The following is an 18,603-nucleotide window of genomic DNA, read 5'->3' as shown; positions in this document are numbered from 1 at the left end:
TTACTTGAAAAAATAAAGGCATGCCGACTTACATCGACATGCCTTTTTTATTAGGGCAGAACTATCACTTTCGCTAGCGGTTAGATGCCCAAGCGTACATCAACTCCAACGCAATTGTTGCGCCTGCTAGAGCGGTTAGGTCCGCATGATCGTATGCAGGAGAGACCTCCACTACGTCCATGCCAACGATATTCACTCCAGCCAAACCACGCAAAATTTTAAGCACCTTGTCAGAGTTTAATCCGCCACATACCGGCGTTCCTGTGCCAGGCGCGAATGCAGGGTCTAAGCAGTCGATATCGAAGGTCACATACACTGGCTTTTCACCAATCACCTTACGAATCTGAGCCACAATCTCGTCTGCACTCTGATCATTTGCCTGCATGGCATTAATCACAGTAAAACCATGGTCCTTTTTCTCATACTCAGTGCGAATGCCGATTTGCACCGAGTGCTCCGGTGAAACAAGGCCTTCGTTTGGCGCATGATAAAACATGGTGCCATGATCATACGCACTGCCATGCGCATAAGTATCGGTATGAGCATCAAAGTGAATCAATGCCATCTCGCCATAATGCTTCGCGTACGCTCGCAGTATAGGTAGCGTGATAAAGTGATCCCCGCCCAGTGCTAGCATTGTTTTGCCACTTTTTAAAATGGCGTCAGTTGCCGCTTCAAGGCGTGTGGTAAAGCCTTCTGCATCACCACTATCAAATACTAAGTCACCCGCATCAATCACTTTTGCGCGATGGAATACATTGAAATCCCAAGGGAACTTCTTACCTTCCCACGCTAAATTGACCGATGCTCTGCGTATTGCATCAGGTCCCATACGAGCACCCGATCTTCCCGAGGTCGCCAAATCTAATGGCACACCGAATACCACAAGATCAGCCTCTGCTGAGACAGGGTCTCGCAGGTAAGGCCTGCGCATAAAACTCATAGAGTTTGAGTAAAGCGAATAATCAGTTTTAGTAAACAAATCATCCATTTAAAAATCCTCTAAGTAAGTGTATCCCATCAGGCCACTTTCTAATTCTTCTAGCACTTTTTGTTGCTCATTCGCATCGACGCGCTGAGCCACTAAGTCACGATAGTTGTCACGAATTTTGTCTACATCGATGTGTACATAGCGCATCATGTCTTCCACGCTATCCCCTTCATCGATACGCTCAATAATCGATTCACCATTCTCATCTACTGTCACAACCGCGCTGTGTGTATCACCAAACAAGTTGTGCATGTCGCCAAGAATTTCTTGGTAGGCCCCAACTAAGAAGAAGCCCATTAAATATGGTTTATCCTTGTTCCAAGCAGGTACTGGCAGAGTTTTCTCAATGCCCTGACCTTCAACATATTGCTCGATGGCACCATCAGAATCACAAGTGATATCCAGCATCACTGCACGGCGATCTTCAACGTTCTCTAGCCCTGATAGAGGAAGGACAGGAAATACCTGATCGATACCCCATGCATCCGGCATAGATTGGAATAGAGAGAAGTTCACAAAGAACTTATCCGCTAAACGCTCACTTAGCTCATCCAAGATTGGACGATGAAAGCGATTTTTGTTGCTCATCTGACGGCTTAGCTCGAAGCAAATTCGCAGTGAAAGCTGTTCTGCCCACGCTCGTTGCTCAAGGTTTAACACACCCGTTGCAAACTGTGAGTGCACCTCAGCTAAATCACTCTGTGTATCATTGTAGATCTCGATTAGAGCACGCGCGTCACTGCCATCTTGTAGGCTTTCCCAATTACGCCACATATTTTGTAGCAGCGTTGGAGCAAGTTGATGTGGAGCCTCAACTGCTTCTGGGTAATACGCCTCAGTGCCAATCACATTGGTAATCAATACCGCGTGATGCGCAGTCAGAGAACGTCCTGATTCCGAGATAATCGTCGGAACCGGTTGCTCGTACTGCTGACAGACGTCACCTACCGTACTGACAATGTTGCGCGCGTACTCAATCAAGCCGTAGTTCATCGAGCTAGAAGACTGGCTGCGCGTACCATCGTAGTCCACCGCCAAACCGCCACCAATATCGAAGAACTTGATGCCTGCGCCCATTGCACGTAGTTCACAATAGAAGCGAGCAGACTCATTCACACCGTTTCGAATATCGCGAATATTCGCCATCTGAGAGCCGAGATGAAAGTGAACTAACTGCAATGCATCTAGTTGGTCTTCCTTCTTCAAGCGCTCAATCACCGACAATACCTGAGAAGCAGCCAACCCAAACTTAGACTTCTCGCCACCACTTGATTGCCACTTGCCTGCACCTTGCGAAGCAAGGCGAATACGCAGACCTAATCGAGGTGTCACTCCTAAATCTTTTGCTTCTTTAAGTACCAAATCGAGCTCAGAGAGTTTCTCCAGTACGATGAATACCTTGTGCCCAAGCTTTTCACCAATCAACGCCAAACGAATGTATTCGCGGTCTTTGTAGCCATTGCACACAATCACTGAACTGGCTTTTTGCGCTAGTGCTAACACAGCCAACAATTCTGGTTTACTGCCTGCTTCTAGGCCTAACTGCTTAGTTTCAAGCTGAGCCTGACTTTCTAAGATCTCATCGACCACTTCTTTTTGCTGGTTCACCTTGATTGGGTAGACCAACAAGTAATTATTTGGGTACTGGTACTCTGCTATCGCTTGATTAAACGCCTGACAGATACCATGCACACGCTGATGTAAGATTTGAGGAAACCTTACTAGAACAGGCAAGTTAAGTTGTTTTTGCTCTAATTGAGAAACAATATTACTCAACGGTACTTGGTGCGCATTATCGCTGCGCGGTGATACATACACCTCACCTTGATTATCGATACCGTAGAAGCCTTGGCTCCAGTAATGAACGTTGTAATCCGCACGAACACGGTCAAGTTTAGAAAGTTTTTCCACGTCAAATCTCACAAAGACAAGAGGAAGGACAAATGACTCAGCAGAACCTGAAGCCAAACCTAACACGGGTTCATTCGGTTTCGTTTTTGCCGCCGTGCGGGGCGCATTAACGGATAAAATGGGCGCTGAGTCCAACAAAAGGATTTTGTCGTTAGGATAAATGAAAGGGTTGCCGGAGACCCTGAACTGGTCATCCTGACGAAAGTCAGGATCATAGAGAGTGCCTATGACAGGCTTTCGTGTGCTCTAAGGTCCTGGATAACTAATGCGTAGTTTCCAGGATGACGGTGGTTGGGTGACCCCGCTTTCGTCATCCTGAACTTGATTCAGGATCTTAGAGAGTGCTTATGGCAGGCTTTCGTGTGCTCTAAGGTCCTGGATAACTACTGCGTAGTTTCCAGGATGATGGTGGTTGGATGACCTCGCTCTCGTCATCCTGAACTTGATTCAGGATCTTGGGGAATGCTTATGGCAGGCTTTCGTGCGCTCTAAGGTCCTGGATAACTACTGCGTAGTTTCTAGGATGACGGTGGTTGGATGTCCCCGCCTCGTCATCCTGAACTTAATTCAGGATCTTAGTAAGTGCCTATGGCAGGCTTTCGTAGATTCTAAGGTCCTGGATAACTACTGACGTAATTTCCAGGATGACGTATTTGGTATGGGTATAGCGTATGAGGAGCAATTGAACGTCATCCCAGAAAATTCCATAGGAATTTATCTGGGATCTTGAGGAGTGCCGAACTGAGCCATGTGCACACTTAGAATCTGCCAATACCGAGCTTGGGCACTTTCTAAGGTCCTGACTTTCGTCAGGATGACGGGGTGCGATTTACCTAATTTGACGGGCAGTGTTAGCTTTAAACGCAAGCTTAACTCAAACCCGTAATATTGCCATCTTCATCAATATCAAGATTCATGAAAGCTGGCTTGTCAGGTAGCCCAGGCATTGTCATTACGTTGCCGCATAATGCGTAGATGAAGCCTGCACCAGCGCATAGCCTAAGCTCGCGGATGGGTACGTCAAATTGAGTTGGTGCGCCCTTAACGCTGCCATCCGTTGAGATAGACATTGGCGTCTTAGCCATGCAGATAGCTAGGTGATCAAAACCTAACGATTTGTATTGCGCTAATTGAGCTTTCGCTTTGTCACTCAAGGTCACTGATGCCGCGCCATAGCCGACCTCGGTGACTGCCATGATCTTCTCTTCTAGTGTCTGAGACATCTGGTAGAGAGGTTTAAATTTCGCTGGCGTCTGACACTGAGAAACCACTTTAGAAGCAAGTTCAGCTGCTCCAGCGCCACCTTGTGCGAATGCTTCGCATACAGCAACTTCAACAGAACAAGGAAGTGCCTCGACCATTTGCTTTAGTTTCGCTAGCTCTTCTTCACTGTCTTGTGGGAAGCGGTTGATAGCCACCACTGCTGGCACGCCGTATTTGACTACGTTCTCAATGTGCCATTTTAGGTTTGCAAATCCTGCTTCTAGGGCAGCACTATCTTTATCGAACATGCTGTCAGGGATTGGTTGTCCCGGCTTTAGATTGTAGAGACCAGAGTTGGCCTTCAAACCGCGAAGCGTAGCCACAACAACTGCACAATCTGGCGCTTTGCCAGAAGCTTGCGCTTTTATGTTACACGCTTTCTCAAAGCCCATATCTGAGCCAAAGCCACCTTCAGTCACCGTGTAATCAGCAAGCTTAGTCGCGATATTGTCAGCAATGATAGAAGAGTTGCCATGAGCGATATTAGCAAAAGGACCCGCATGAATAAGGGTTGGAATACCCTCTAGGGTTTGCATCATGGTTGGCTCGATAGCCTCACGCATGCTGACTGTCATTGCGCCCGCCACACCTAAATCTTCTGTAGTCACAGCCTTGCCATCAAGATTGTAACCAATAACGATGTTGCCAATACGACGACGCAGGTCTTGCAGGTCGGTGGCTAGGGCAAGCACCGCCATAAGTTCAGATGCCGCTGAGATATCAAAGCCATCTTCACGCTCGTAACCATTGATAGTCTTGCCTTCATCGTTCAAGCCTACGTTGATCTTGCGAAGCGCACGGTCATTGTGGTCAATCACGCGCTTCCACACGATGCTTTGTGGGTCGATACGAAGTGCAGTTAGACCAGAGCGTGATTCAAAATTATCATAACCCTGACGTTGTTCGTGATAGATACGTGCATCAATCGCCGCAGAGGCAAGGTTATGAGCGGCAGTAACAGCATGAATATCACCGGTAAGATGCAGGTTTAACTCTTCCATTGGCGCGACTTGCGAGAAGCCACCACCGGCTGCACCACCTTTGACGCCAAATACTGGCCCCATAGAAGGTTGTCGAATGCACGCCATCACAGATTGACCTACTTTAAATAGGCCTTGTGCCAGACCAATCGCAGTAACGGTTTTACCTTCACCAAGTGGCGTTGGAGTAATAGCGGTAACCACCACTAGTTTGCCCGTTTTCTTGCTCTCTAGGCGTTTGAGCGCCTTAAGAGAAACCTTGGCTTTGTGTTGACCATGAGTTTGAATCTCATCAGCATGCAGACCTACAGCAGTAGCTACATCAGCAATAGGGCGTAATGGGGTAGAACGAGAGATTTCAATGTCCGACAGCATGGCTTCCTCAGGGGGATAAAAGAGACAATCTGATTTTGGCGGGGATAATAAAGAAATTTAGCAATAAGTAAAGTGCAAACGTTTGCGCCGCACGAAAAACGAACATTCCAATAATGAAATATCCGTTACATCACAGGTCGTAACGATAGAAAATGCTTTTATTTGAATAGCTTAGTAATCCAACCCAGAATTCCGTTACTATCCCCAGCAAATTCTTTCAAAATGTTGCCTCCTTTATAGAAGGACTCATTCCACTCGCAGCGTAATTCATCAGCTGAAACAGGGGTAAACGAAACCAGTAACTGACTTGCTTCAGTAGCGTAATCATTAGCCAGAGAGTAATCCATTTCTAGCTGGCCTTGCACAAATAGCCAAAGATGCATGGTGAGCCAAAACTCAATGACCAGTGGAGCCTTAAAAGCAGCAGCGTGTTTATCCTCTAAAGACTCGTCAATAACGCTCTGCATGGCCATTAGACTCTGCTGCTGAGAGTTTAACTGATGCAATAGCTTTTCATGGTGCAGAGTAAACAAGCCGAGTAACAACTGAAGGTCAGTATGCTGTGAATGCTTCAACTTTGAACGCTCAAACAATGGTGAGAGCTTTTCACACAGTTGTTCAAGTTGCGATGCGTGCACATTTACCGAAACTGATTTCGTGGATAGTTTAAAACCCGTCGCCTGAACAGCATTGAATAAAGCATTAGGTGTTGTCATAAGATGCAAGCATTAGGAGAAAACGCTAACCATACCTCATCTCTATGATTGTGCCTATGACATCCATGAAATTCGTATCACCTTGTAGCTAGTTTAAACCCCAAAAACGAATTAAAGCCTGCACATGTGCAGGCTTTGAATTGAGGAAGATTAGTTCAAGAATACGCTCGGGATTTCATTTGGGTAACGTTCATAGCTTGGCTGATTGTAATCAATATCCGATACACCAATTAAATCAAGCACTTGGTATAACGTCTTACCTACATGACCAAACGCAATACCAGCGTGATGAGGGTATCGTTTCTGGATAAGAACATGACGATAGAAGCGCTGCATTTCCGGAATCGCAAATACCGCAATCGAACCAAACGACTCTGGATCGATATCCAAGATATCACCTTGAGCAACGTAAGAACGCAACTTGGTATCTGCCGTAGATTGAAGGCGGAATAACGTTACCTCCCCGGCTTTTATCTGTCCCTCTAAAGTGCCACGAGTAATATCAGGTTCTTTTCCTGGCTCCATTAAACTGTGCATGATTTTTTGGAAACGAAGCTGTGAGTTTTTCATGCAACTTGGCGCGGTATTTCCACAGTGGAAGCCCATAAATAGGTCTTTGCCCGTGTACTCACCCATTTGATCTGCTGCTTTCTCCACCATATCTTTTGGCACAGTATTGTTGATGTCTAAAAGCGTCGCAGGATGGTTAGTTGCACAAGTGATCATATACTCTGAAAGCGCGCCGTAGATATCCACCTCACACGCGACAGGAATACCGCGCTCTGCTAGTCGAGCATTCACGTAACAAGGTACAAATCCGAAGAACTTTTCAAATGAAGGCCAGCACTTATTAGCAAAAATACCAAAATTAGAGGCACCTAGGTTTTCTTTATGGAATGTCAGTAAAGCAACCTCGTACTGGGCAAGTTTTGGAAGCAAATCTGGGTAAGGATTGTTATCTCCCAATTCTTGCTCCATTTCCGCGACAATCGCAGGGATGTCAGCATGGCCTTCTGCTGCCTGATAAATATCTAGCAGATCAAGCTCGCTGTTTTCCATGACTTCAACGCCAAGATCAAACAGAGCCTTTATAGGAGCATTACATGCAACAAAATCATGTGGACGCGGCCCAAAACTAAAGATTTTCAGCCCTTTAAGACCTAAGATAGTGCGCGCAACAGGAACAAAATCACCAATCATTGAGGCCACTTCTTCTGGCGTACCCACTGGATATTCAGGTATATGCGGACGAATATTACGCAGATTCGCACTGTATGACGCATTGAGCATGCCGCAGTACGCGTCACCACGATCATTACTAAGGCATGCTGTTGATTCTTCAGCAGCAGAGACGAACATAACCGGACCATCAAAACGCTGCGCCATCTGAGTAAGCGGCCCTTCAGGACCAAAGTTACCTAAATAAATCACTAACCCATTGATGCCTTTGTCTTTTGCTTCTTGCAAAGCGACCATCATGTCATTTTCATTCTCGATGATAGTTTCCAGCTGTACGATATCAATGTCTTGGCGCTCACAATGTTTAACCACATTCTGTCTGCGTTGCTCTGATAGAGAAATAGGGAAACAGTCACGACTTACCGCCACAATACCCATTTTTACTTGAGGAATATTAATCATAATTATCTCGTCTTAAATTTTTGTAGTTAATACTTTATAAATTACATTGTGCTGGTAATGTTTATTTGGACCAAAAATACAATCTTGTTTGTTATCCATATTTATTTGATTTGGGTAACATTGCGTTTCCAAACAAAACCCGGCATGTTTGTTATATTTTTTAGAGCCTCGTCCAGACTCATTATTTAGAAAATTACCGCTGTAAAATTGCATGCCTATTTGATCAGTTGCGACCTGCAATTCTATCCCTGAATTTATTTCATGAACTCTTGCAACAGGTTTCATTTCTGTTGAGTAAAAACACCAGCAATGATCGTACCCACCTGCGTTTTCTAACTGTTCATTTGAATGGCCTAACCCGTCTTTAATCACTAGCCCTTTGCGTAAATCAAACGGAGTATCTTCAACGGGAGACGCAAACAAAGGAATAGCTAAGGCGTCAACATGCAAGTACTCATTTGCTTCAATCTGAATAAAATGATCGAGCACATCTTCCCTTTCTCCTAGATTGAAGTAGGTATGCTGAGTCATATTGATTGGTGTCATCGCCTGCGGAAATGCTTGGTAATTAATGCTAAGAGCGTTGTCTTCAGATAGGTGATACTCAACTTTAAACTCAATATCACATGGGTAGCCCGCTTCGCCACCTTGAACCATAGTAGTGAGTAACAAAGTCGCATTGTCTGTGCACTCTACATTCCAGCGTTTATTGCCAAGTCCGGCAGAAGCACCGTGTAGGTGATTGGTGCCTTCATTGCATTCAAGTTGATAATCTTTTTCACCAATAGAGAAGTGACCGTTAGCAATTCTGTTGGCCCATGGCCCAACAAGGCAACCTAAATAGCACTTGCCACTCAAATATTCGTCTGGGGTGTCATAGCCCAAAACAATATTTTTTCTATTTCCCTTTATATCATTGGTATAAAAATTAACTATCAAACCTCCAAGATCGGATATATCAACCTGTGTACCTTTATTATTAATTAGAGAGAATACTTTATAATCTCCCCAATTAGATGTCTTAACGTCTTTCATTCTAAAACCCTACTAATAAGCTAATAGAATTATTTTCTTCTATTAATAGGAGAGTTTCTATTATGTTTTTTAAAAACCAGATTGAGAAAAAATGTATTTGTGAACTCAATTTAGGTAAAAAAATAGCCTCCCGTAAGGAGGCTATTTAAATATTCAATGGTTTCGGTTACTGACTAAGCTGAACCTTCAATCCAGCCTCAGAAACCTCAACTTCTTGAGCTGGTTCCTTAGCATCGAGTTCTAGAAGTGCTTTGATCTGCTTAAGCTTTTGTTGGTCCAGTTTATAAAACATCATAAACACCGCAAGAGAAGCAAACATCACCCCTGGGACCACAGTGAACAGCAGGTTTATGGAGTTCACAGCTTCTGCAGTTTGCACTTCAGCGCCACCCACATAGCCTGACCATGCCAGTATCCAGCCAACAGCGGCACCACCCAATGCAATGCCAAGCTTGATAGCGAAGAGGTTGGTAGAAAAGACCATCCCGCTTAAAGAGCGATTGCTGCGTGTTTTCTCATAATCCACCACATCTGACATCATGCTCCAAAGAATTGGCGTTGTTGCTGTTTGCACCAACCCAAGCACAATAGTGATAGCGAATATCATAGTCACGTTGGAAGGATCAACAGCGTACATCAGCATTGAGATAACACCAGAGATAACAATCAATACACGATAAACGGTAGGCTTGTTGTATTTACCAAACAGTGGTGACGACAACATCGCTCCTGCAATAGCAGCCAGCATTCCCGCAACCATGAATAGAGTTGCTAGGTCACCGCGCCCCATCACAGTGTTTACATAGTACATAGTCGTCGCGCCTTTAAGCACCACACCCGTTAGCAAAACAATGTTGACGATAAACAGTACACGCCATTGGTCATTGGACAAAAGTAACTTCAAATCAGCCCATACGGATTGTTTTTCTTCCACCTCAGGAACGTGGCGCTCTTTGGTGTTCGCAAAGCTAACAAAGAACAACGCAATCGCAATAGCCCCCATTACTGCCATCGCGCCAAGGTAGCCTTTTTGCAAATCACCATCACCAATCAAACCAACTAATGGCAACGCCACTGTCGCAACAACCAGACCACCAGCGGTGCTCAAAGCGAAGCGGTAAGACTGCAATGATGTGCGCTCTTCTGAGTCGTTAGACAAGGCGTTTGCCATAGCGCAATAAGGAACATTGATTGCGGTGTACATAAGGGTTAGGAAAATGTACGAGGCATAGGCATAAACAATCTTGCCTGTCTCACCAAAACTAGGTGTATAAAAGGCGAACATACACGCGATGCCAAATGGCACGGCCATCCACAACAAGTAAGGACGATAGCGACCATGCTTTGATTTTGTGCGATCAACAAGAGATCCCATCAGAGGATCAGTGACTGCATCAATAAATCGGACTAATAGGAACATTGTGCCCATGTGAGCGGGAGAAAGCCCATAAACGTCGGTATAGAAATAGGCAAGGAAAAGCATTACTGTCTGCCAGACAAAGTTACAGCCGGTATCGCCTAAGCCGTAAGCAACCTTCTCTCTTACGGATAGCTTAATCGTATTCATTATTATTCTCCGGGTACAAATTAATTGCCTTTCATTCTTATCGTTATGATTCCATTGTTCATTTGCCCAAACTAGCAAAGGCATTATGTTATTTTATTTATGTGAGCAATATCAGAAACCCATAATAAACATCTATAAATACTCCTTTAAATTCAGAGTGTTAAAGTTAAGTTCCATGTTGGAAGACAAAAGATCACAGAGTTGAGTGCTAATACACATTTAGAAGATTTACTCGCTAGGAAATGAAAAATAGCAATTGACCCTTGCACAAAAAAGTCACTCTAAGATTAAAATTTCACGTAAATTCATCAACAAGCAAACCTTAGATAACTGAGGATTAACCTCATGTTCACAAGGCTAAATCTGTATCCAAACCCACTATTGCGTCATTTAAGAAGGTTTCATCAGGTCTTAAGGGTAAGTAGCAAAGCTGCGCCAGCCCAGAAAAGCTGTGTTTCAGCTAGCAGCAACTGCGTAAGCAAATTGACTCTAGAAGGGATTTAATAGAGCATTGAGACTTATTCTCAAAACCTAACTATTAGAAAGGTCACAATGAAATTTATCAGGATTGTTCTAGGAAAGATTATCTTGTTGCTCAACTTCATCTTCACACCACGCGGAGTCAAAAGGTCTGAAGAAGCACAGCAAGCGGCCAATGAAAAAGCCAATGATTTAACGCTGTACCAATTTGAAGCTTGCCCATTTTGCGTCAAGGTTCGTCGTGAAATGAAGCGTCAATCAGTCGATGTCGCGCTTAAAGATGCAAAACATGATGAAGTAGCTCGTGAAGAACTAATGAGTGGCGGCGGTCGCGTTAAAGTGCCGTGTCTTAAGATCACACAACAAGGCAATGAAACTTGGATGTATGAATCTAAAGATATTGTGGCTTATTTACAGAAAGAATTTGCGTAACGTAGAAACACAGGGCAATGCAATGGCCTGTTAGAACATAAACAGGCCTCACTATCGATTTGAAAAGCCGCAATGAAACGCAGTTCTTTACACTCATGCACAAGTGTATGAATAGTACTTCTAACCCTGGAATATCTGTGAGAACCACAGGTTTAAAGCTCGTTTTCTCTTTTCAGGACCGTTGATTCGCACCAGATCTGCCTGCTTTGCCTGCTCCCAAGAAAGAGTGCCTGTTGCAAGAGCATCTAACACATCCAGTTCCGTGATCAGCAATACTTCCTCATCAGTAGGCAAGCTATCTTTTCCGGTTATCTGAACATTCGCCCCCATAGTAACGTCGCTATAATGCCCTTTGATCGCCTCAAATATAGAGAAATCAGTTTGGTTAGGGTGCGCTTTTTCAAGCGATGACTTAAAGCTGAATACTCGGAAATGATCGGGCTTGTTGATGTTGTTCAACTCCCCTGACTGGCGAACCTCTATCACGCTGGCAAACACATCAAGAGAACCCTCTTCTATTGCCATATTGAAGCCTGTACTTTGATGAAGCCCGCACGCTAAGGCGGTGGTAGAGTAAATACACAAAGCGACCACAGCACCGATTTTTAACATTGTACTCTCCTCAAACAGAAGGTTTCCTCAGACAAAAGGGACCCTAAGGTCCCTTTAACGTTGATATCTTGTCGTCTAATCAGGGATTAGCGAACAATCAACATGATGTCTTGTGGCGCCATTGGCTTGTCAAAGTAGCTCATGAATAAACCGAAGCCTTGAATATCGCCATTTGCAAAAGCAAACTCACCACTTTGCAATTTTTGCCCCATCACTTGCTGGCCATTTGCACCTGCCATCAGGATGTCATTTAAGCTAGCTCTAGTGGTGTTGATCTCTACATCTGCACTCGCTAGCGCTTGTTCATGAAGCTGAGCAATGCCGTTACGAATCTCAATGGTGAAAGACTCATTGGTATCAAAGAAGTTGTACACCAACGTCATGTTCACATCGAGTGTATTTTCAGCAATCAGGGTCGACGTCATCATGTCAAAGATCTGCTTGCTAGGAAGCGCAGTTAGCACATCGACAGAGGCAAAGCTGATCATGTTAGAAAAGTCTCGAGTACCCTCTAGTTCAGCGGCAGCGTTAAGTGCCCAGTTGCGCCAGTTAATGTTCACTTGATCCGAAGCCCACGCTTTATACGCTGTCGCTTTTAGCTTACGCGCTTCCATATCATCTTTATTCACTGTGATTGGGTAAGACAGTATCTCAGCAGCAAAAGTGTAGTTTTCAGCTTCAATAGCAGCACTTGCTGTCTTCATAATGTTGTCACGACCACCCATGATCTCAATGAATGCTTTAGCGCGCTGCTCATAAGCCATTGGTTCTAGCTGCCAAGGGTCGCCTTCAAAGAAGCCGTTGTAGCCTACATAGATCTGACGTACCGCATGCGCAACCGTACCATAGTGCTCTCCGAGCCATGGATGCTCCGCAAGATGCTTAGGAAGTTTCACCACTTCAACCAACTCATCCGGTGTCATGCCCTTATTCATGTAGCGAATCGTTTGGTCGTGGGTGTATTGGATGGCATCACGATAGGCTGTTAGCACATTATCGACTGCTTCTTTACCTTCAACAGGGCGACCATGAGAATTAATCATCACCTCAGTATCAAACTGGCGCATGATGTCGATACCCTTGAACCACATCGATGGATCGCGGAACTTAGTACCACGAATGGTGTGAATGTTAGGGAAGTTTTCACCCTGTAGTACCTCTGCCGCGTGCAGGATTTTTTGCTCTGGCAGATAAACCACGATCTCATCTTTGGTTTCAGAAGGTACGTTAACGATCTCTAGTTTAACGCCAGCAATAGTCGTTTCGATCTTGTCTTTGAATACCACATTAGGCTCGATGAACGAGATATCACCCTGCATGAAACGAGGACCAAGACCATCATTTACCGTACCGTGCTCACCCTCTTCAACATGCTTTGCACCTGTATATGAAGTGCGGTGACCAAATAGTGTACCTAGATTAGAAGACCAGTTGGCAACCGCTGCCGTTAGCCCTTCTTGAGCAATGATTTGTACCTCGCCTGAGGCGACTTCTTCATCATTGGTCCACGCACGCACGCCCGAGATATGGTCGATATGGTTGTGAGAATAAACGATCGCTTTCACTGGCTTATCAGTGATCTTGCGAAACTGCTCTTTGGCCGCTTGCGCCATTTGTACAGACTCACCTGGATCAACAATGATGATACCGTCATCACCCTCAATCATCACTGGCGTATCAAGGCCAAACCCGTATGCAAGATACACGTTGTCGTCCACTTGAATTACCGCTTGATCCATCTTACGACCATGTTTGGTCAAGATTGGGTGAACGTATTCTGATTCTTTTGTGTAGGCTAGAGTATTTCCTGTCGTAGACAATACCTTGATGCGTTCACCCTTACCCCAGAATAGGTTTGATTCGTGCTCAAACAACACGCCATCGCTGTAACGTGCATCCATATCAACATTCTGATACTGAACCGCATTGCTGGTTTGAAGCTCTTGGCCGGTTTTTGACGTCGCTTCTACAACGGCCGTGTTTGCTAGGGCATTGGAGGCAAAAAGCACGCCAACTATCGTGGCAGGTAGGGACATTTTTCGAAATGTGTTTGTCATAGGGAGTAATACCTAACTAATTTTAATAGTCGAATTCTCGAACAGCACTTCAAGAGCACAACGAGAACTAGTTAGAAATGATATTAAGGCCCAAATAACATCAAATAAATGATGCATTATGATATCAAAACATCGTAATTACGATATTATGAATAATGAGTTTAGAGGTTTAAAAGGTATTTAGAGGCAATGCAAAACGATATCCCAAACTTTAATCTACTGGCTGTATTTGCTGCAGTGATAGAGCAAGGTAGCTTGAGCAAAGCTGCGGAGCAGTTAAATACCAATCAGTCGACAGTAAGCACCGCAATGGCCCGTTTATCAAAGCAACTGGGACAGGAGCTGTATTTGCGTAAAGGCCGAGGTATTGAGCCCACCAGCTATGCCAAAAACCTTTACCGGCAAGTACAAGAGCCAATCAACCAACTCAATCAAGTATTCCAATCAATGGGGGAATTTGATCCTGCTACTGCCAAGCGTCAGTTTGTGATTACCGCTCCTGAGCATCTGCAGTGGGTACTTATGGATAGATTTGCTAAAACGACACCCGAAGATATCACGCTAGAAGTGTTTGACCAGCCTTCTGATGAAAGCAAAATGTACGACGATTTAATGAGTCAAAAAGTCGACCTATTGATTGATATCTTGCCGTCAAAGCAGGCAAGCATTCAAAGTACAAAACTTTTGGAAAATAGTTTTGTTGTAGTGTGCAGCCAAGATCATCCTCGCATACAAGGAACGCTGACCGCAGAACTATTTATGCAAGAAAAACACGCCCTACTTGAGCGAAAAAGAAACAGCCTGTATAGCCTAACCCATTACACCAATATCGACTTATCCAAACGAAATGTGGCCTATCATGGGCGCACTCTGTTTAGTAACTTGATGCTCTGCAGTCAAACTGATTGCCTGGCTGTAGTGCCATTATCACTAGCGCTGCAGTTCAAAGACCGACTGCAACTGCAGGTATTCACTCCACCGTTTGAGCATACCTCTATGAGCACCTACCTAGTCTGGCCAAAACGGCTCGACAATGACCCTGCTCATACTTGGCTTAGAGAGACAATTTTTTCAATATCAAAGAAAATTCAGGTGTATCTAGACAAATACAAGTTAGAACATGAGTAATGGTGGCTCAGATCCTGGCTTCTTAATTCAGTTATACCAATTTAGGTATCAAAGCCAATGCATGTGGCAGAAGTGCTTCATGTACGATCCAATATTACCCTGATAGAAAAAGATCAATACTAATTGCCATCTGTTTTATCAGCCATAATTAAGAGCTAATGATAATCTAAATTTAATTATCCATTTCCTATATTAAACGGAAAAAAATCCACACCTCAAACAAGAGATGTGGATCGATATCTAAAAGAATACTAGCTTTTATTCACGTTAAATATGTGAACACATCCCCCGATAAGTAAAGCTAGAAATAGACAAAATTGGCTAGAATGAGCCTATTTTTGTGAAAGGTTATAGGCAACCTTTGAGAATCCATTCTCAGAATAAATTAATCAGGTATTGCGTCGATTAGAAGCTGTAGTAAACACCAGCAACTACAGTTTGTGACTCATCGATAGCCCAATCCGCGTCTGCGTATTGGTATTCAGCGAATGCAAGAATGTTGTCTGCAATTGCATAGTCAGCACCAATCACTAAGTTATACGTCTCTCCTTCATCAACACCAGCGATTGCATCCATATCAGCAAATGCATAAGTCGTGTAGAAACGAGTAGCGTTCAATTGGTAAGACGCAGCCAGACCCATTGTGTAGCCTTCTACAACAGAATCCGTAGGATAGAATCCAAAGCTATCAAAGCCTTCGAAGTCGGCAAATGTCGCTGCTAGATAAACATTGCTGAAAGAGGTTGAAACTGATGCCCCGTAAAGCTGTACGTCTTCATCTAGGTCTGTTTCACCCTGCAGGTAAGAGGCACCAATGCTAAAGTGTTCATGCTGGTAGTCGGCAGAAAACCCGAAAGTATTGTCGATATTGGAATCCGTATCTGTATAGACATCAGCAACCAAAGTTACAGGTCCAACAATACCTTTTACGACTAGGCCTTCACCACCAGACTCACGAGTGTTACCGCTGGTTGAGCCCATGTAGTTGCCTTCGTTAGTGATATCGTCTTTTTGGATAGCATCTAAAGACTCCGCAAGGTCACCTACCTCACCAACAGCTGCACCCCAGTTCTCCATCTTAATGCCAACTAGGATGTCATCAAATGATGCGTCGTTGCTTGTGCCACGGTAGTCAGAACCTGCTTCAATTTCAAAAGACGCAAATGCCGTTACTTTATCAGTAACCTTTTGCTCAGCATCCATCTGAATCTTAGCCCAAACTGCTACGCCAGCATCCGAGTCAACACCATTGATATCAGTCTTAGCAAAATACGCATCTACTTCGCCTTTTAAACCAACGGTTGTTGTATCATTTGAATAGATGTCTGCAGCCATTGCCGAAGTTGCACATGTTGCGAGCAATGTCGCTAGAATTGTCTTTTTCATTACCACTACCTAATAATTTTATAATGTATTTCAAGCGTATTAAGCTCTAGAAAGTGGTTATGATTTTGCTTATATTCGAGGTTTCTGCGTACCGTATAAATACTGCAATTTAATAAATTTCAAATATTATGTTCTGACCGTTATTAATATCTGCAGGACATAAAAAAGCCCGATGGTAATCCATTACCACCGAGCTTTTATACTTTTTAAAGAACTCTATTTATATTGAGCACGTTGCCAAATTTGCATCTTCTCAACAATTTGGTCGATCGAGAATGAACCAGGCACCTGACGAGGTGGGAACTCTTTGAACGTTTGTAAGAACTGAGCCGTTGTTGCTGCACCAAGGTACATGTACGGTAGATGCTCTACATACCAACGCTTATACATACCTTCGTGATCGGCAATCTCGTAAGGGTCTTGGCGAAGGTTAAACATCAACGGAGCTCGCAAAGGTTGGAAATCACACTGCCAAGTCTCTAAGCTGTGACATTCGTTACGAGAGAACATGATCTTGTAGTCACCTACACGAACAGCTGAAATATCTCCCGCATCTGTCGCGTAAATAAAGTACTTACGAGGCCATGAAGCTAGATTATGGTGCGTTGTCGCCTTGCCTGTTTCAAGTGCAGGTAACAAGTTATAACCATCCAAATGTACCTTGTACTTTTTACCGTTAAGCGTCTGACCCTTTTTAAGGTCAGCAACAAGAGTTTCATTGCCAGCAGCCGCTAAGAATGTTGGAGCCCAATCTAGGTGCGAAGCGATTTCATTTGCCACAGAACCTGCTGGTATTTTAGCTGGGAAACGCATCATTGCTGGAACACGGAATCCGCCTTCCCACGTAGAGTTCTTCTCTCCACGGAAACGAGCTGTACCACCATCTGGCCAACCCCATTTCTCTACACCGTTATCCGTTGTGTAAGAAACGATAGTATTGTCAGCAATCTTTAAATCATCTAACTTATCAAGCAGTTGACCAACCATGTTGTCATGCTCAACCATTCCATCACCGTATAGACCCCCACGCTTTGAAATGCCTTTAGACTCTTCTTTTAAGTGAGTCCAAACGTGCATGCGTGTTGAGTTATACCACACAAAAAATGGTTTCTTTTCTTTATGAGCACGGTCAATGAAGTCTAAAGCAGCCGCTAGGAACTCTTCATCTACAGTCTCCATACGCTTTTTAGTGAGCGGGCCAGTATCTTCTATCTTGCCATCAGCAAAAGAATGAATGACACCACGAGGACCAAAGCGCTTTTTAAATTCAGGGTTTTGAGGGTAGTCTGCATGCTCAGGCTCTTCCTCTGCATTTAGGTGGTATAAGTTACCAAAGAACTCGTCAAAACCGTGTTCAGTAGGAAGCTGCTCATCAAGATCACCCAAATGGTTTTTACCAAACTGACCTGTCATGTACCCTTTGTCTTTAAGCATGGTAGCAATTGATGGATCTTCTGACTTCATACCCTGCTTAGCACCTGGCATACCCACTTTGGTTAAACCCGTACGAATTGGATGCTGACCGGTGATGAATGACGAACGACCAGCAGTACATGACTGATCGCCATAAAAGTCGGTAAACAATACGCCTTCATTCGCGATACGGTCGATATTTGGAGTCCAATGGCCTGCCTGGCCTTTGGTATACGCGGAAATGTTATCAATACCAATATCATCACCCCAGATAGCGAGAATATTTGGGCGAGAGGTATCCGTTGTTGCATGGCTTGCCATTGCAGCTGACGCAAGGGCGGTACCCATTGCCAACTGCAAAAATGTTTTCTTATTAAACATATCTTCCAACCTACTGTTGTTAGTATTCATATTTGACCGAGGCTGATTATTTGTAATTTGAATATATTGGTAACCAGTATTTTTACGGCATTAAACACGACAACATGGAATATATTGAGCCACATCAAAACATAGACAATACCCACCAAGACCATTTAAATATAACTTGTTGATTTTTATTAACTAAATATAACAACGGGCATCTAGATCACCCTATTTAAACACAATGAATCCA

Annotated in this window: 13 protein-coding genes; 2 read left to right on the top strand and 11 right to left on the bottom strand. The window is 44.1% G+C overall.

Translation table 11 applies throughout. The features are described 5' to 3' along the window. Window positions 1-73: 73 nt before the first annotated feature. From speB to OCU46_RS17740, 7 genes are all read right to left on the bottom strand, one after another. Window positions 74-991, bottom strand: coding sequence for an agmatinase (gene speB, locus OCU46_RS17770; protein WP_141271510.1), 918 nt, complete (start codon window positions 989-991; stop codon window positions 74-76). Continuing rightward, window positions 992-2,902 (bottom strand): arginine decarboxylase, encoded by a 1,911-nt coding sequence (speA, locus tag OCU46_RS17765; RefSeq protein WP_167495388.1) that lies wholly within the window; start codon window positions 2,900-2,902, stop codon window positions 992-994. It abuts the gene before it with no gap. 869 nt (window positions 2,903-3,771) lie between these two features. Continuing rightward, window positions 3,772-5,520 (bottom strand): formate--tetrahydrofolate ligase, encoded by a 1,749-nt coding sequence (locus OCU46_RS17760; protein WP_141271511.1) that lies wholly within the window; start codon window positions 5,518-5,520, stop codon window positions 3,772-3,774. A gap of 158 nt (window positions 5,521-5,678) precedes the next feature. Further along, window positions 5,679-6,236, bottom strand: coding sequence for a hypothetical protein (locus OCU46_RS17755; RefSeq protein ID WP_141271512.1), 558 nt, complete (start codon window positions 6,234-6,236; stop codon window positions 5,679-5,681). Window positions 6,237-6,386: 150 nt separating this feature from the next. Next, window positions 6,387-7,877 (bottom strand): L-fucose/L-arabinose isomerase family protein, encoded by a 1,491-nt coding sequence (locus tag OCU46_RS17750; protein ID WP_141271513.1) that lies wholly within the window; start codon window positions 7,875-7,877, stop codon window positions 6,387-6,389. Window positions 7,878-7,889: 12 nt separating this feature from the next. Further along, a complete protein-coding gene (locus tag OCU46_RS17745) occupies window positions 7,890-8,912 on the bottom strand; it encodes an aldose epimerase family protein (RefSeq protein ID WP_141271514.1) in 1,023 nt (340 codons plus the stop codon). Window positions 8,913-9,078: 166 nt separating this feature from the next. Further along, on the bottom strand, window positions 9,079-10,479 hold the full coding sequence (locus tag OCU46_RS17740; protein WP_141271515.1) for a glycoside-pentoside-hexuronide (GPH):cation symporter: 1,401 nt from the start codon (window positions 10,477-10,479) through the stop codon (window positions 9,079-9,081). 552 nt (window positions 10,480-11,031) lie between these two features. Between OCU46_RS17740 and OCU46_RS17735 the strand changes: the two genes are divergently transcribed. Further along, the gene (locus OCU46_RS17735) at window positions 11,032-11,391 is read left to right on the top strand and encodes a glutaredoxin family protein (protein ID WP_141271516.1); all 360 of its coding nucleotides are present in this window, start codon (window positions 11,032-11,034) and stop codon (window positions 11,389-11,391) included. Between the two features lie 120 nt (window positions 11,392-11,511). Here the strand turns inward: OCU46_RS17735 and OCU46_RS17730 are convergent, their stop codons facing one another. Next, entirely contained in the window at window positions 11,512-12,003 is a 492-nt protein-coding gene (locus tag OCU46_RS17730; RefSeq protein ID WP_141271517.1) for a hypothetical protein, read from the bottom strand. Between the two features lie 86 nt (window positions 12,004-12,089). Continuing rightward, the gene (locus OCU46_RS17725; RefSeq protein WP_141271518.1) at window positions 12,090-14,060 is read right to left on the bottom strand and encodes an alkyl sulfatase dimerization domain-containing protein; all 1,971 of its coding nucleotides are present in this window, start codon (window positions 14,058-14,060) and stop codon (window positions 12,090-12,092) included. A 189-nt stretch (window positions 14,061-14,249) separates the two neighbouring features. On the opposite strand from OCU46_RS17725, the gene OCU46_RS17720 reads away from it, so the two are divergent. Continuing rightward, entirely contained in the window at window positions 14,250-15,188 is a 939-nt protein-coding gene (locus tag OCU46_RS17720) for a LysR family transcriptional regulator (protein WP_141271519.1), read from the top strand. Between the two features lie 405 nt (window positions 15,189-15,593). On the opposite strand, the gene OCU46_RS17715 is transcribed toward OCU46_RS17720, so the two are convergent. Both OCU46_RS17715 and OCU46_RS17710 read right to left on the bottom strand, forming a co-directional pair. Beyond that, window positions 15,594-16,574: a porin gene (locus tag OCU46_RS17715; RefSeq protein ID WP_141271520.1), complete on the bottom strand. Its 981-nt coding sequence runs from the start codon at window positions 16,572-16,574 to the stop codon at window positions 15,594-15,596. Window positions 16,575-16,790: 216 nt separating this feature from the next. Next, entirely contained in the window at window positions 16,791-18,368 is a 1,578-nt protein-coding gene (locus OCU46_RS17710) for an arylsulfatase (protein ID WP_141271521.1), read from the bottom strand. Window positions 18,369-18,603: the final 235 nt, after the last annotated feature.

The sequence above is a fragment of the Vibrio comitans genome (assembly GCA_024346835.1).
Lineage (GTDB): Bacteria > Pseudomonadota > Gammaproteobacteria > Enterobacterales > Vibrionaceae > Vibrio > Vibrio comitans.
Note: the sequence above shows the minus strand (reverse complement) of the source record. Positions and strands in the feature narration are given on the sequence as shown.

Coding starts and splice junctions, on each gene's coding strand:
- speB (WP_141271510.1), bottom strand. CDS start 991: ATGGATGATTTGTTTACTAAAACTGATTATTCGCTTTACTCAAACTCT.
- OCU46_RS17760 (WP_141271511.1), bottom strand. CDS start 5,520: ATGCTGTCGGACATTGAAATCTCTCGTTCTACCCCATTACGCCCTATT.
- OCU46_RS17755 (WP_141271512.1), bottom strand. CDS start 6,236: ATGACAACACCTAATGCTTTATTCAATGCTGTTCAGGCGACGGGTTTT.
- OCU46_RS17750 (WP_141271513.1), bottom strand. CDS start 7,877: ATGATTAATATTCCTCAAGTAAAAATGGGTATTGTGGCGGTAAGTCGT.
- OCU46_RS17745 (WP_141271514.1), bottom strand. CDS start 8,912: ATGAAAGACGTTAAGACATCTAATTGGGGAGATTATAAAGTATTCTCT.
- OCU46_RS17740 (WP_141271515.1), bottom strand. CDS start 10,479: ATGAATACGATTAAGCTATCCGTAAGAGAGAAGGTTGCTTACGGCTTA.
- OCU46_RS17735 (WP_141271516.1), top strand. CDS start 11,032: ATGAAATTTATCAGGATTGTTCTAGGAAAGATTATCTTGTTGCTCAAC.
- OCU46_RS17730 (WP_141271517.1), bottom strand. CDS start 12,003: ATGTTAAAAATCGGTGCTGTGGTCGCTTTGTGTATTTACTCTACCACC.
- OCU46_RS17725 (WP_141271518.1), bottom strand. CDS start 14,060: ATGACAAACACATTTCGAAAAATGTCCCTACCTGCCACGATAGTTGGC.
- OCU46_RS17720 (WP_141271519.1), top strand. CDS start 14,250: ATGCAAAACGATATCCCAAACTTTAATCTACTGGCTGTATTTGCTGCA.
- OCU46_RS17715 (WP_141271520.1), bottom strand. CDS start 16,574: ATGAAAAAGACAATTCTAGCGACATTGCTCGCAACATGTGCAACTTCG.
- OCU46_RS17710 (WP_141271521.1), bottom strand. CDS start 18,368: ATGTTTAATAAGAAAACATTTTTGCAGTTGGCAATGGGTACCGCCCTT.